We start from the raw sequence: 15,281 nt of genomic DNA on the forward strand, positions 1-15,281 counted from the left end.
ACAGCTGGCCTTATTTTTGTCTCAACAGCCGCAAACGCGCTGATCCAGTCTGGCCCTGCCTAGTTGGGCGATACCCGATCATTTGCTGTTTTGGCTTCTCTATGTGGGTTTGCGCTCCCTTTCAAACGAACAATAACCTTGGCAACCTTTTTAGACGTAACGTCATCTTTTCATGACCTGCTTCAGGCGGACAGTAGCCTGTTCGACTTTATCCAATCCAGCGCAATTCATGGCCTTTGGGTAGTCGATCTGTCTGATTCCAGCCAGTATTGGGGCAACCCTGCCCTTTGGGTCAATCTGGGTTACGACCCGTTCCGCCCCGAGTTCACTCCCCCGACCTGGTCGGCACTTTCGCCGGAGGCAGCCCTGCCCCGGGCTGAAGGCACAAACACACTGACGGTTCGGCAGCAAAACGGCCTTCCCCTGACCATGCAGGCCACAACCCGCCTATGCGCGCTGCCCAACTCCGATACAACCCTTTCCGTTACGGGCTTTACCATGGCCACCGGTCGCGTGAGCGCAGCCATCCAGGCCACAACCCAATCCGGCGCGCCAACGCCCGACAACCTGGCGCCCCAACACACCGTCGAGACGCTGAAAAGCGAACTCGATCTGTTGCAGACGATCATCAACAGTGTTCCCATTAACATCTACGTCAAGGACACCCAGTCGAGGAAAGTGCTGGTAAACCGGGCCGAGTATGAGTATATGGGTGCCGGTTCGGCCAGCGAGGTGCTGGGCAAGGACGATACTGAACTGTTTCCCGACGAATCGGCCCGGCAGTCGCTGGAAGAAGATCAGCTGGTGGTTACCGAGGGGCAGTCCATACTGGGAAAAGAAACCCTGAACACCCGGCTCGACGGGAGTCAATGCTGGTTTTTGACCTCCAAAATACCCCTGCGGAACAGCGAGGGCACCATCACCGGATTGCTGGGCATCAGTATCGATATCACTTCCCGTAAGCAGGCTGAACTAAAACTACAACGTATGACGGAAATGCTCGAACAGACCAGCCTCGTTGCCAAGGTTGGTGGATGGGAAGTCGATGTACCCTCCCAGGCAGTTTTCTGGTCGCCCATTACGAAAGAGATTCACGAGTTACCGGCCGATTTCGAGCCAGACCTGGCAACCGGCATCAACTTCTATAAGGAAGGAGAAAGTCGCGAACGCATCAACGAGGTTATTAAGAACTGCATCGAACAAGGTAAGCCCTGGGATGTTGAGCTGCAGCTTATTACGGCCACAGGACGGGAAGTATGGGTACGGGCCATTGGCAAGGGCGAGTTTCACAACGGGAAGTGTGTCCGGCTCTTCGGCACGTTTCAGGATATCGATAAGCGAAAGAAAAATGAAAAGCGAGCCAACGAATCGGCGCTGCTGCTGAAAAAGCTATCCGACCGTGTGCCGGGCTGTCTGTACCAGTTCCACCAGTTCGACGACGGGCGCTTCACATTCCCCTACGCATCGGTGGGCATCTTCGATATTTTTGAGCTGACGCCCGAAGCCGTTATGGCGAAACCTACCCTGGTTACCAGTCGCATCCATCCCGACGACTACGCCATGATCCGCAACTCGCTGGTCGAATCGCGCGATACGCTGTCGATGTGGGTTTGCGATTTCCGGGTGCTGCTGCCCAGCCGGGGCGAACGCTGGATTCGGGTAGAAGCCGTTCCGGAGCGGCTGGCCGACAGCGTAATCTGGTACGGTTTCTTTCAGGACATCTCTATTCGCAAACAGTCTGAACAGGAAATTATCCGGTCGCGGCAACAGGCCGAAGAAGCCAATCAGTCTAAATCGGAGTTCCTGGCCAATATGAGCCACGAAATCCGCACGCCACTCAACGGCGTCATCGGTTTCACCGATCTGCTGATGCGCACCAAGCTCGATGTTACCCAGCAGGAGTACATGTCGACGGTTTATCATTCGGCCAACTCCCTGCTCGATATTATTAACGATATTCTCGACTTTTCGAAGATTGAAGCCGGCAAGCTGGATCTGGCCCCTGAAAAAACCGACCTTTTCGAATTGGGCAGTCAGGTGGCCGACATGATCAAATACCAGGCTCATAAAAAGGGGCTGGAGATGCTGCTCAACATTTCGTCGTCGGTACCGCGTTACATCTGGGCCGATCCGATCCGGCTCCGGCAGATACTGGTCAACCTGCTGGGCAATGCGGTGAAGTTTACGCGGGAGGGCGAGATCGAACTGCGCGTGGAAACCCTGCCCGGCGGCAGCCACGACGAGATTTTGTTTCGGTTCTCGGTGCGCGATACCGGTATCGGCATTGCCCCGCAAAACCGGCTCAAGATTTTCGAAGCGTTTTCGCAGGCCGACACCTCCACGACCCGCAAGTTTGGCGGTACGGGCCTGGGCCTGACCATCTCCAACAAGCTGCTGGGCCTGATGGACAGCCAGCTTCAGCTCGAAAGCGAAGTCGACGAAGGCAGCACGTTCTTTTTCGACGTAACCTTCCGGGGCGAAACGGGCGAACCCATGGTGTGGACCAACCCCAGCAACATCAAATCGGTGCTGATTGTCGACGACAACGCCAACAACCGCCTGATTCTGCAGGATATGCTGGCCCTCGAAGGCATCAAGGCCGAGCAGGCCTCCAATGGCATCGAAGCCCTCGAGCGACTCCGCCGGAAAACGTATGATGTGATCCTGATGGACTATCACATGCCTTATCTCGACGGCATCGACACCATCCGCAAAATCCGGCGCGACCTCAACCGCACCGCCGAACAGCAGCCGATCGCCCTGCTGGGCAGCTCGGCCGACGATGCGTATGTCGAAGCAGCCTGTGCGGCCCTGCATGTGCAGCAGCACCTGATGAAACCCATCAAGATTCAGCAGCTCTACAATGCTCTGTCGCAACTGAATGTCAACGTAGCAGCCCCGGTCGAGCCGGATGCGCCGGCCCATACGGCTGCCGTGCTCGACGAATCGCCCAAGGCCCGGCTGCTGATCGTTGAGGACAACCCCATCAACATGATGCTGGCGAGTGCCATTTTGCGGCACGTGATGCCGGGCGTCCATATTATGACCGCCGAAAATGGTCGCCAGGGCGTCAACGCGTTTGTGCGGGAACAGCCCGACCTTATTTTTATGGATATTCAGATGCCGGAGATGAATGGCTATGAAGCCACTGCAGCCATTCGGGAGCTTGACAACGGACGCACCGTTCCGATCATTGCCCTCACGGCTGGTACTCTGAAATCGGAGCGGGAACGCTGCCTTGAAGCGGGCATGAACGACTACATCACCAAACCCGTTGTGCGCGATACCATCGAACGCGTGCTGAATCAGTGGCTACTGAACCGCGACCCGGCCCAGTCGGTGGCGCAAACACCCCAGCCCCCGACCCCGCCAGCCGACACCACCGATCACTTTAACCGGGCTGAGCTAATTACGCGACTGGGCGGAGATGAGGAATTTATCAGGGCGCTGCTGGGCGAAGTAGCCGCTTATCTGGATTCGTTCGTCGAATCGAGTCCCCAGGTTCTAACGTTGCAGGACTTACCCGAGATGCGGGCCATGGCGCACAAACTTAAAGGAACGGCCCTCAACATGAGCTTCAAAACGCTGGCCGACCTGGCCAGCCAACTGGAGGATGTACTGGTTTTCGATAAAGATAAGATCAGTACACTGCTCGCCGGGATCGAAGCCGAAATCGGCCTCGTCAAGTCGCTGATCGGGCGCCCCTGAGGCTGCTTTTGGCTTAGTGTGTGTTGATCAGCCAGTGCAGATTTTCTTCCAGCACCTCGCCCATGGTGCGGCAGGCCGAAAACCGCTGCGTATGGTAATGTCGGTTCAACTCCGTACGCAGCTGAGTGATCTGGGCCGGCGTCGAGAGGGTTTCGGCCCGCATCAGGTTTAGCAGGTCGGTGAGCCGGGCGTGTTCGATCCGAATACGCCCGGCAATCTGGGCGCGTTCTTCGACCTGGTACTGACGAACGCTCTCGGAAGTCATATACCGTTGTCCCAGCTGAATGAGGGCATTGTTCTGCCGAAAATACTGCGGCAGGTACACCGACTTCTTTCCTTCGTAGCACTGCTGGTCGAAATCGATGGCCCGAATCCGGTAGTACATTTCTTCGAAATCGGGCGTTACGTCGACCACAAAATTGGCCGAGTGCATATCGCCCAGCAACCGCGCAAAACAGCGCTCGTTGAATTTTACGAACTCCTTGCACAGCCGAATCGGGTTCAGATCGGCGTCGCCCAGCCGCTGGGCCAGAAACACATCGCCCGGAATACCCACTATATGCTCCTCGATCAGGGTGGGCCCGCTGGTAAGGTAACTAACCTGATTGGGCGACAGAATATCCTCCAGTTCAAGGCCATAGATACGCGACGCGTCGGCATTTTTGACGTAGAAATAGTCGAAGTTATCGTTGACCCGGTTGACGACCCGCACCCGAAACGGCATCGTGTTGCCGTAGGTACAGAGATCGACCCGATCGATGGCCAGGTGACTGATCACATTCAGATCACCATCGGCCTTCAGGTAGGCGTAAATGGTTTTAAGGGCCAGGTGAATATCGACCAGCTCCGAGGGGGGATAAAGCATCGTTTCCCAGAGCGTATCGCGGCCGCTGCGGTCGATTACAGGAAACGAGGTATCGGCCCGTTTCAGATCCTGATACGCAATGGTGTTGGGCACCTCCCGCTCATAGTGGTGCAGATAGGCCCGCAGGCCATCGCTGATGGCAAACGGAATTTTTTTTCGGGAAATGATAGCCATAGCAGACAGGCCGGCCTGAAGCCGGGCGCAACAAAGATGCAGGTTTTGACCGAACCGGCACGCCGACCCGTACCCCCGACAACACACTGAACCCAAATCACGGGGCTGGTGTTACCATCGATACCGCTAACCCCGGCTTTACCCTGCGGGATAATTACCTGCCCTGGCTATGATTCATCAGCTTACGCTCACCCTCCCCCCCGAACGGGCGCTCGACAGCGACCAGTTCGAGGCCGAAGTTTACCAGCGCCTGCACCTTTCTGACACCGATCCGGTGGTCGTTCGCAAGAAACGGCAGTCCATTGACGCCCGCAACCGGCAGGTGTGGGTGAAGGTCGATACCGAGGTCTATATCGACGAAACCCCACCCCCGCTCATCGCTTACCAGAAACCACAGCACGATGTGCGGCAGGCCCCGGCAGCCATTGTGGTGGGCGCTGGTCCGGCCGGGTTGTTTGCCGCCCTCCGCCTGATCGAGCACGGCATCCGACCCATTGTGGTGGAGCGGGGCAGCGATGTGCGAGCCCGCCGGCGCGATCTGGCCGCCATCAACAAAGACCATGTGGTTAATCCCGAATCGAACTATTGTTTCGGCGAAGGCGGAGCCGGCACGTATTCGGATGGCAAGCTGTATACCCGGTCGACCAAGCGCGGGGATGTCCGGCGGATTCTGGAAATTTTCGTTGCCCATGGTGCTACCGACCAGATTCTGGTCGATGCCCACCCCCACATCGGCACCAACAAATTGCCGGCTGTTGTAGCCGATCTGCGCGAAAGCATTCTGCAGGCCGGCGGTGAGGTCTATTTCGACACCAAGGTTACCGATTTGATACTGGTGCAGGACGAACTGAAAGGCGTGGTGGTGACCGATGCCCATACGCAGGCCCAGCGCGAACTAACGGGTCTGGGCGTCATTCTGGCTACCGGCCACTCGGCCCGCGATATTTTTCACCTGCTGCACAGCCGGCAGGTGCTCATCGAGGCCAAGCCCTTTGCCATGGGCGTTCGCATTGAGCACCAGCAGCAACTCATCGACCGTTTTCAGTACCACCGGCCCGACCGGGGCGCCTATCTGCCGGCAGCCTCCTACAGTCTGGTTACTCAAACCCGCTATAAAGGGGTAGAACGGGGTGTATTTTCGTTTTGTATGTGTCCGGGTGGTTTCATTGTTCCGGCAGCCACCGCTCCCGGCGAACTGGTTGTGAATGGTATGTCGCCCTCCCGGCGTGACTCTAAGTTTGCCAATTCGGGCCTGGTCGTGGCCGTTACCGACGCCGACCTGCTCCCCTACGCCGATGAAGGCCCCCTGGCGGGGCTCGCGCTGCAGCAGGAACTCGAACAGTGGGCCTGCCGGGTGGGCAGTAATCCGGATGGCTCGCTCGCGCAAACGGCACCCGCCCAGCGCGTGGCCGATTTTGTGGATGGACGGGTATCGGCCGAACTGTTGCCCACGTCCTACCAGCCGGGCCTGCGCTCGGCCGATATGTACGATGTGTTGCCTGACCACATTGCCCAGCCCCTGCGGCAGGGGCTCCGCGACTTCGGTCAGAAGATGCGGGGGTACCTCAGCAACGATGGGCAGATCATCGGTATCGAGAGTCGAACCTCGTCGCCCGTTCGGATTCCGCGCGACCGCGATACCTGCGAACACGTCACCGTCCGGCGCCTGTTTCCCTGTGGCGAAGGGGCCGGTTACGCCGGGGGTATCGTGTCGGCAGCGATGGACGGCGAACGCTGCGCCAACGAGCTGGTAAAGTTGTATAAGTAATTTTTTGGCGCAGGCTTTGTAGTTTACGCCATAGCCACCGGTTCAACGGCCGCTGGCTTGCCTAAAACCTTGAACGTGCTATGACCGACACCCATTTTCAGGCCTTCGCAGACCGGCTCCGTTCGCGGCTGCAACAGCCGTTGCCAGGCGAAGAAGCGCACCGAAAAATGGCGTCGACAGCCCGTTACCGGCTTGGTATCAAACCCAACGAACGCACGCGCCGATCGGCCGTGCTGTTGTGCTTTTACCCGTATCAGCACTCAATCTACGTTCCGCTTATTCTGCGACCTCAATACGATGGTGTACACGCCGGACAAATGGCGTTTCCGGGTGGCCGCATGGAACGCATCGACGAAAACCTGACCCGTACGGCCCTGCGCGAAGCACAGGAAGAAGTAGGCATCCGGGTGTCGGATGTCAAGGTGCTGGGCTTGCTGACCGAACTCTTCATTCCCCCCAGTAACTTTTACGTACAGCCCGTGGTCGGCATTTTACCCTACCGGCCCGACTTCTACCCCGATCCACGCGAAGTCGACGACATTGTGGAAGTCGACCTCGATCAGCTAATCGACCGAACGATTATCGGCACCAATCAGATCGAAGTGCGGGGTATGCTGGTGGAGGCTCCCTACTACCAGATTCAGAACCATCGCGTGTGGGGAGCCACCGCCATGATGATCAGCGAACTGCTGATGCTGATCGACGCCTGATCGCAACCCACCTATGTTGCGGCCAATCGGGTTTGCAAAAACCTGTTTTAACTGGCAAAATGTGGCATTAGACAAATTTTCTAAGTCATTTATCGACGCGACCAATACCTTTGTCTGTTTATGAAAACCGGTATCTGCAGCCCGGTTCGTTGCTTTTAGTCCTACATAAACTCTTTACTCGAACGCTGTGAAACGCTGGATTGCGATTGGCCTGGTGGTGTTGGTGCTTGGCGGCATCATTGTTTACAACAAAATTCTGCACCCGGCGCCGGGAGCGGGCGGTAGCCCTGGTGGTGCTGAGAAGGGTGCCGCCGGCGGAAAGGGCCCCGGTGGGCCCGGTGGCGCCGGCAAAGGCCCATCGCCCGCCATCAACGTCTTTGTTGCCAGCCAGCAAAACCTGCGTGAAGATGTAATTACCAGCGGTTCGCTGCTGGCCGCCGAACAGGTCGACATTTACCCCGAACTCTCTGCCCGCATCACCCAGCTGAACCTGCGCGAAGGCCAGCCGGTTGCGAAGGGGGCCCTGCTGGTTAAACTCTTCGATGCCGACCTGCGGGCTCAACTCCAGAAACTACAGGCCCAGGCCGACAATGCCCGCCGGACTGAAGAACGCAACAAACAGCTCCTGACCCGCGGGGGCATCAGCCAGCAGGAATACGATATCGTGACAACGAACCTGCGCTCGTCGCTGGCCGACATCGAACTGGTGAAAGCCAACCTGCAACGTACCGAGATCCGGGCTCCGTTCTCGGGAATCGTCGGTCTGCGCAACGTGAGTTTAGGTGCCGTTGTGTCGCCAAATACGCTGATTGCCCGCATTCAGCAGGTGTCATCGCTTAAACTCGACTTTTCGATCCCTGAGAAGTACGGTCCTTCGGTGCGTAACGGTCAGACGATTTCGTTCGTGGTAGATGGCAGCAACAACGCCAGCCAGGGGGTCGTCTACGCCATTGAACCGGGGGTCGACGAACAGACCCGTAACCTGCGCATCCGGGCGCGGGTCAGCAATCCGTCGAGCAAATTTCGTCCCGGCACGTTTGCCCGTGTTACGCTGACGATTCAGAACGATCGGGCGCTGGTGGTGCCAACGCAGGCCGTGATTCCGCAGACACGCACCAATCAGGTCGTGGTCATCAAAAATGGCAAGGCGCAGTTTAAAGATATCACCACCGGGCTGCGAACAGCCGGTGTCATTCAGGTGCTGACCGGTCTGGCCGAGGGCGATACCGTGGCTACTACCGGTCTGCTGTTCCTGAAGCCCGATGCGCCCGTGAAAGTGGGCAAAGTGATTACGGTTCCCGGAATGGGTGCCAAAGTAGCGGCTAAGTGAGGGGGGGGTATCCAGTTAGTTAGTTGTAGAGTTATAAGGTTTTAACGTTAACAGGTTGTTGGGTGCTGCCGGGTTATACCCCGTACCGTATAACTCGTTACCCCTTATACCACCACAGCCACGCAATCGCCACGACTCGCTAACCCTATAACTTTATTACCCAACAACGTTATAACGCTCCAACTTTCCAGCGTCACACCTGCGATACGTTCAAAACTCAACAACCTTATAGAAACCGATGAGTCTTCCTGAATTAAGCCTGAACCGACCGGTGTTCGCCATGGTGATGTCGATTGTCATTGTGCTCTTTGGCATAATCGGCTTCTCCTTCCTGGGCGTTCGCGAGTACCCGGCCATCGACCCTCCGGTGATTACCGTCCGGACGAACTACACCGGCGCCAACCCCGACATTATCGAGTCGCAGATTACGGAGCCCATCGAGAAGTCGCTCAACAGCATCGAAGGCATCCGGACCATCTCGTCCAACAGCGCCCTTGGGGCCAGCACCATCACCGTTGAGTTCAACCTCGACGCCGATCTGGAACGAGCCGCCAACGACGTGCGCGACAAGGTAGCGCAGGCCCAGCGGCAGCTCCCGCAGGACATCGACGCCCCACCGGTAGTGACCAAGGCCGATGCCAACTCCGACCCCATCATTTTCATGACGGTGCAAAGTACCACCCGCAACCCGACCCAGCTGTCTGACTATGCCGAGAACGTACTGCAGGAACGGCTCCAGACCATTCCGGGTGTAAGCCAGGCCAACATCTACGGCCTCAAGCGCCAGGCCATGCGGCTCTGGATCGACCCCATCAAACTGTCGGCCTACCGCCTGACATCGCAGGATATTCAGGCGGCTCTTAATGCCCAGAACGTCGAGCTGCCCAGTGGTAAAGTCTACGGTAACAACACCGAGCTGACCGTGAAAGCTGTGGGGCGGCTGGTATCGGAAGACGATTTCAACAACCTCATCCTGCGGCAGACGGCCAACCAGATCGTGCGCTTCAAAGATGTTGGCTACGCTACACTGGGCGCCGAAAACGAAGAAACCATTTCGAAGCAGAACGGATCGGTGGGCGTTATTCTGGTGCTGATTCCGCAGCCGGGTGCCAACTACGTCAGCATTGCCGATGAGTTTTACAAGCGATTCGAGCAGCTGAAAAAAGACCTGCCCAGCGACATCATTGTCAGCGTCGGGATCGACCGGTCGACGTTTATCCGACGCGCCATCGAGGAAGTGGGCGAAACGCTTATCATCTCTTTCGTGCTGGTCGTACTGGTTATCTACCTGTTTTTCCGCGACTGGCTGATTGCCTTCCGACCGCTGATCGACATTCCGGTTTCGCTGATCGGCGCGTTTTTCATCATGTACGTCGCCGATTTCAGTATCAATGTACTGACCCTGCTGGGCATCGTGCTGGCTACTGGTCTGGTGGTCGACGACGGTATTGTGGTGACCGAAAACATTTACAAGAAGATCGAGCAGGGCATGGACACCCAGCAGGCTGCGAAAGAAGGCTCGAACGAGATTTTCTTCGCCGTTCTGGCCACCTCCATCACACTGGCCATCGTGTTCCTGCCCATTATTTTCCTGGAAGGGTTTGTTGGCCGGCTGTTCCGGGAGTTCGGCATCGTCGTGGCCGGCGCCGTGTTGATTTCGGCCTTTGTTTCGCTCACCCTGACGCCGGTTTTAAGCGTTAAACTGACCGCCAAAGACCACAGCAAACGCTCGTGGTTCTACCGGAAAACGGAGCCTTTCTTCGTCTGGCTCGATCAGACCTATCGCTATTCGCTCAACCGCTTTGTGAAGCGCCGGGGCACTGCCATTGCCATGGTCGTTGGCTGTCTGGTCATCATTGTCGGGCTTGGGTCGCTGCTGAAATCGGAACTGGCCCCGCTCGAAGACCGGAGCCGCACCCGGATCGCCATCACCTCGCCCGAGGGAACGAGCTTTGAGTCGCAGGCCGCTACGACCGACAAAGTGATGCAGTTTGTGCTCGACTCCATCCCTGAAACCAAGCTGGCGTTCAGCGTGGTCGCGCCGGGATTCTCGGGGGCCGGAGCCGTTAACTCATCGTTCGTGCTGGTCAACATGAGCGACCCCGCCGATCGGAAGCGGTCGCAGCAGGAGATCGTCGACTACATTTCTAAAAATCTGAAGAAATTCACCGAGGCCCGCATGTTTGCCACCCAGGACCAGACCATTCAGGTAGGGCGCGGGGGTGGGCTGCCCGTACAGTTTGTGATTCAGAATCTCAACTTCGAGAAGCTCCGCGAGAAACTGCCCCTGTTTCTGGATGAAGTGGCTAAAGACCCGACCTTCCAGACCAGCGACGTGGATTTGAAGTTCAACAAGCCTGAACTGAACATCAGTATTGACCGCGAGAAGGCCACCAACCTGGGCATTTCGGTGCAGGATGTGGCGCAGACGCTTCAGCTGGCGCTCAGCAACCGCCGGCTGGCTTACTTCCTGATGAATGGCAAGCAGTACCAGGTCATCGGGCAGGTCGACCGGGCCGACCGCGATGCGCCCGTCGATCTGCAGTCGTTCTACGTGCGTTCCAACCAGGGCGAACTGATTCAGCTCGACAACCTGGTGAAGTTTCAGGAAGTGAGCAGCCCCCCGCAGGTGTATCACTACAACCGCTTTAAATCGGCAACTGTGTCGGCCAGTCTGGCACCGGGTAAGACCGTCGGCGACGGCGTGGCCGCCATGCAGGCCATTGCCAACCGGGTACTCGACCAGAGTTTCCAGACGGCACTCTCGGGCCCTTCGCGCGACTTTGCCGAAAGTTCGTCAAACACCCTCTTCGCCTTTGCGCTGGCGCTTATACTGGTTTACCTGATTCTGGCCGCTCAGTTCGATTCGTTTATCGACCCCTTCATCATCATGATTACCGTGCCGCTGGCCCTGGCTGGTGCCGTGTTCTCGCTCTGGATGTTTAATCAGACGCTGAACATCTTCAGCCAGATTGGTATCATCATGCTGGTAGGACTGGTTACCAAGAATGGTATCCTGATTGTGGAGTTTGCCAACGAGCAGCGCCTGACGGGCAAAAACAAGTTTGAAGCCGCCACCGAATCGGCGGCCATGCGCCTGCGGCCCATTCTGATGACAACCCTCGTGGCGGCTTTCGGGGCCCTGCCGCTGGCCCTGGCACTGGGGTCGGCGTCCAAGAGCCGCATTCCGCTCGGGATCGTGATCGTGGGCGGACTGCTGTTCTCGCTTGTGCTGACGCTCTACGTGGTGCCGGTCATTTATACCTTCCTCAGTCGCCGGAAGGATGTGCCCGCCGACTCGGCCAGTGGGCATGCCCTGCCCCCGGCTAACGGCCACACGGTCGAGCCAAAACCAACGGAGCTGAGCGTGTAGCCCAGCCATTGGGTCGACCAAAAAGGGGACTGCCAGCCGGCAGTCCCCTTTTTGTGTGCTTGGCCCGTGGTCAGTCGCGCCGGATCGACCGGATGGCAACGATGGTTGGTGTAGCCTGGTAAAAGTCGAACAACGCCTGCCCGAGCAGTTCGTGGCCAACGGCATTGAGGTAAGCGGGCTGGCGATCCTGAAAATACTCGGGGGCAGCCCGAATCAGTGAGGAGGTATCGAAAATACTGAACCCCTGCCTGTAGCTCTCGTGGAGCAGGTGCTGCCGCGCCTGATCGAGCAGCCAGTTTTCGACGGGCTGCTGGTTTGGTATTGGCGTCAGGATAAGCACTTTATGGCGTTGCGGCTTCAGCAGCTGCAAAATGGCGCCGAGGTCGTTCCGGATGGTCTTCAGCGGATGATCCGGGTGAGTCAGGGCCCGCAGGCGCTGTTTCAGCTGGTGGAACCAGCCCGGACTGGCGAGCTTTTCGGCCAGCAGCGGATGATCGGCACAGCCACTGCCGCATTGCCAGACAATCAGATCGTAGCGCTCGAGCGACAGCTGCTGCATGGCCTGCTGAATGCCGGCCCGGCTTGTACGGACCCGGGCCTCGATGGCCAGGGTTTGCCCTGACTGACTGATTTGCCGGACAAAGTGACTGACGAAACTTCGTTGCCCGGCGGCCAGGCCGTATCCGCTAAGGTGCTGATCACCAACTATTAGAATCTTCATCCGACAAATAAACTGAAGTACGTTATCTGTCGTTACGTATCCGGGTGACGGAGTGTGGCACCCGTACCAACAAAAATATGGCAGAATTTACGACAGGCTGCAACAGCCCGTCGGTCGCGCGCGTATCGGGTTGGTAGATATGCCGATATTTATTTTAACCGACGCCGGCCTTGCTGTTCAGAAAATCGCCCTCGTTCACTGAAGCTGACCTGCCCAGTGTCATTCAGGCCTGCCGCAGCGGTGACCCGCGCGCGCAACGAACCCTGTTCAAGCAGTTTTTTGGCTATGCCAAGAGCATCTGCCTGCGGTACACATCGAGCCGGGAAGAAGCCGAAGACGTATTGAATGAAGGCTTTCTGAAAGTCTTTCAGCACCTCGACCGCTACGACGACAACCAGCCCTTCAAAGCCTGGCTCCGCACAATTCTGGTCAATACCGCCATCAGCCACTACCGCAAAAACCAGCGCCACGATCACCATACCGACCTGGAGATGGGCGAACAGGTGGCGTTCGACGACCAGGTGGTCGACCGGATGGCCGCCGATGAGATACTGGCGCTCGTGCAGCAACTGACGCCCACCTACCGAACGGTGTTTATGATGCACGTGGTGGATGGCTACAGTCTACACGAGATTGCCGGGCTGCTGTCGCACAACGAAGCCACCGTTCGCTCCAACTACGCCCGGGCGCGCCAGAAACTCCAGGTGATGATTAAAGAGGCTACACTTCTCCACGATAATCCGGGGGCAAACCGCTCCCCATTCTCCCTATGAAAACTGACCGATTTGCCGATAGTATCCGGCGAAAGCTGGACAGTATCCGCCCCGAGTTTGCCGAACGCGACTGGGTGCGTATGCAGGCAATGCTGAAACAGGTGCCCCCCCTGCCCAACGCCCCATCGCCGATGGCCGGTACGTCTTTCGTGGTCCGGCATGCCGCCCGGCTCGTTGCCGCCGGCGTAACGGGCACTGTCTTGTTCCTGACGACCACCCTCTACCAGACCTATGAAGTAAACCGTCTACGCAACCAGTTACAGTCGACCACTCAGACTGCCCCTTCGGCCGATTCGATTCAGGCACCCGGCACCGACCTGGCCCGGCAGCCCGCTTCCGCTTCAACTGAAAACCCCACGGCCGCACCGCAGACCCGCGATCGCGATACGGTCTACATTACCCGCTATCTGCCAGCCCCGGCCGGGCCGGCCGCCGATCAGTGGGTGCCGGAAGACCCCACTGTCGAAACGGAAGCAGGTCGCTCGGCCCGGCAACTCGCCGGAGCGCCCGCCAGCCGTGGCAACCGGCAGCGCAACGATCTGGACGGACAACAGACCCGAAGTACGTCGTCCGGTGTGCGGGGGTTACCGACGCCCGGCCAGCCAGCGTCCGGTATGACGCCCACCCATCAACCTGAGTTGCCTGAGCGTGCCGGTGAGTCGGGCATTATCCCCGCCAACCGGGTGGCTGGCAACCGGTCGCGGCAACCTGGTTCTGACGACGACCGGGCCGCGGCCGATGCGGCCAATCCGGTCGCTCGCCGGACTGACCACGCGGGTGATGCGGCCGATGCGACCCTTGAACTACCCAGTTCTCCGGCTTCAATGCCCGACCGGCGGACGACCGCCCGCGACCTGCCGCCGGCCGGAAACCGCTATCCGGAGCCAAAGGATCGGGCGGGGCAGACGGCCACCGTCCCCACAGGACGTCGTCCCAGGTCCGGCCGAAACCGTCAGGCCAACCCGGTTATCAACGGCAGCGAGCAAATCGACAATCGGGAGACGGGAGCAGACGCGGCCGTTGCCGGACTCGCCCCGGTAGTAGTCGAACCACTGGCCGTACGGCCGATAGAGACCCAGCCCATCGACTGGGAGCAGCACCTGATCTATCGCAGTCGCCTGATGCGGCCGGCCCGTACGGTTCAGCCAACGGTTGCGATCGCCAACAACAGCCCGACTACTAAAGCCACCAAACCCGAACGGCAGCCGGTCGATCATTCTACGCGTGTCCGCATCGGCGGTACGGCTGAAGTTGGCCGCAAATTCTGGCAGGGCGGTGCCTTTACCGAGCTATTGGTTGGCCGTCATCTCCAGTTCAGTCTCGGGCTGACGCAGGGCCAGGCGGTGGCCGGCAATTTCCTGACCGACGACGAGTATGACCGTAAAACCCGTGAAAATTTCCGGCGTGAATTTGCCCGCAACATCGATCCGCGGCACGACATCCTCAATATTCAGCTTAAAACCCTGCGTGTACAGATGCCCGTTGCCATCGGTTATCGCTTTTCGCTGGGTGGCTCCTGGTCGGTAGTGCCCACTGTTGGGACTTACCTGAATCTGACCAACCAGAAGCAGATCACGTTTAGCTACCGGCAACCGCCCGTTGGTTTCGAAACGGGCAATCTGGTGTTTAACCGGCCGGTCAGGCTCGTCGACGCGCTGACGACCGGCGCCGGTGTGGAGTGGCAGTCGGCCCACTGGGGTGTACAGGCTACCCCGCTGCTTTCGTTCTCCCTGTATGACGAAATAGTCCCCCCCGGCATGGAAACGAACTCCGTAAAAGCGGCATTCCGGCTCCGGGCCTTCTACCAGTTCTAGCCGGATTCGGCCACACTAAAAAGCGGGGGCAACTGTATGAAACAG

The 15,281-nt window shown here is 58.3% G+C and carries 9 protein-coding genes; 7 read left to right on the top strand and 2 right to left on the bottom strand.

The genetic code is table 11. The features are described from left to right. The first annotated feature begins 138 nt into the window (after positions 1-138). A complete protein-coding gene (locus ACYVAC_RS18865) occupies positions 139-3,708 on the top strand; it encodes a PAS domain-containing hybrid sensor histidine kinase/response regulator (RefSeq protein WP_461099338.1) in 3,570 nt (1,189 codons plus the stop codon). 13 nt (positions 3,709-3,721) lie between these two features. Here ACYVAC_RS18865 and ACYVAC_RS18870 read toward each other — a convergent pair whose 3' ends face one another. Then, on the bottom strand, positions 3,722-4,747 hold the full coding sequence (locus ACYVAC_RS18870; RefSeq protein ID WP_461099339.1) for a hypothetical protein: 1,026 nt from the start codon (positions 4,745-4,747) through the stop codon (positions 3,722-3,724). A gap of 169 nt (positions 4,748-4,916) precedes the next feature. Here ACYVAC_RS18870 and ACYVAC_RS18875 point away from each other — a divergent pair, with 169 nt between their 5' ends. The 4 genes from ACYVAC_RS18875 to ACYVAC_RS18890 all read left to right on the top strand — a co-directional run bounded on the left by ACYVAC_RS18875 (position 4,917) and on the right by ACYVAC_RS18890 (position 11,928). Next, positions 4,917-6,515, top strand: a complete 1,599-nt coding sequence (locus ACYVAC_RS18875; protein WP_461099340.1) for an NAD(P)/FAD-dependent oxidoreductase — start codon at positions 4,917-4,919, stop codon at positions 6,513-6,515. Between the two features lie 80 nt (positions 6,516-6,595). Next, positions 6,596-7,225: an NUDIX hydrolase gene (locus tag ACYVAC_RS18880; RefSeq protein WP_461099341.1), complete on the top strand. Its 630-nt coding sequence runs from the start codon at positions 6,596-6,598 to the stop codon at positions 7,223-7,225. A 187-nt stretch (positions 7,226-7,412) separates the two neighbouring features. Next, entirely contained in the window at positions 7,413-8,555 is a 1,143-nt protein-coding gene (locus ACYVAC_RS18885) for an efflux RND transporter periplasmic adaptor subunit (RefSeq protein ID WP_461099342.1), read from the top strand. 238 nt (positions 8,556-8,793) lie between these two features. Beyond that, on the top strand, positions 8,794-11,928 hold the full coding sequence (locus tag ACYVAC_RS18890) for an efflux RND transporter permease subunit (RefSeq protein ID WP_461099343.1): 3,135 nt from the start codon (positions 8,794-8,796) through the stop codon (positions 11,926-11,928). 70 nt (positions 11,929-11,998) lie between these two features. Here ACYVAC_RS18890 and ACYVAC_RS18895 read toward each other — a convergent pair whose 3' ends face one another. Continuing rightward, a complete protein-coding gene (locus ACYVAC_RS18895) occupies positions 11,999-12,649 on the bottom strand; it encodes a hypothetical protein (RefSeq protein WP_461099344.1) in 651 nt (216 codons plus the stop codon). A 170-nt stretch (positions 12,650-12,819) separates the two neighbouring features. Here ACYVAC_RS18895 and ACYVAC_RS18900 point away from each other — a divergent pair, with 170 nt between their 5' ends. Both ACYVAC_RS18900 and ACYVAC_RS18905 read left to right on the top strand, forming a co-directional pair. Next, positions 12,820-13,422 (top strand): RNA polymerase sigma factor, encoded by a 603-nt coding sequence (locus ACYVAC_RS18900; protein WP_461099346.1) that lies wholly within the window; start codon positions 12,820-12,822, stop codon positions 13,420-13,422. Continuing rightward, positions 13,419-15,236 (top strand): hypothetical protein, encoded by a 1,818-nt coding sequence (locus ACYVAC_RS18905; RefSeq protein WP_461099347.1) that lies wholly within the window; start codon positions 13,419-13,421, stop codon positions 15,234-15,236. Before ACYVAC_RS18900 ends, ACYVAC_RS18905 begins: the two co-directional genes overlap by 4 nt. Positions 15,237-15,281 lie beyond the last annotated feature (45 nt).

The organism is Spirosoma luteolum (genome assembly GCF_054778875.1).

Bases quoted from the DNA above. Each gene is read 5' to 3' on its own strand.
- ACYVAC_RS18875 (WP_461099340.1), top strand. From the start codon at position 4,917: ATGATTCATCAGCTTACGCTCACCCTCCCCCCCGAACGGGCGCTCGAC.
- ACYVAC_RS18890 (WP_461099343.1), top strand. From the start codon at position 8,794: ATGAGTCTTCCTGAATTAAGCCTGAACCGACCGGTGTTCGCCATGGTG.
- ACYVAC_RS18880 (WP_461099341.1), top strand. From the start codon at position 6,596: ATGACCGACACCCATTTTCAGGCCTTCGCAGACCGGCTCCGTTCGCGG.
- ACYVAC_RS18895 (WP_461099344.1), bottom strand. From the start codon at position 12,649: ATGAAGATTCTAATAGTTGGTGATCAGCACCTTAGCGGATACGGCCTG.
- ACYVAC_RS18905 (WP_461099347.1), top strand. From the start codon at position 13,419: ATGAAAACTGACCGATTTGCCGATAGTATCCGGCGAAAGCTGGACAGT.
- ACYVAC_RS18870 (WP_461099339.1), bottom strand. From the start codon at position 4,747: ATGGCTATCATTTCCCGAAAAAAAATTCCGTTTGCCATCAGCGATGGC.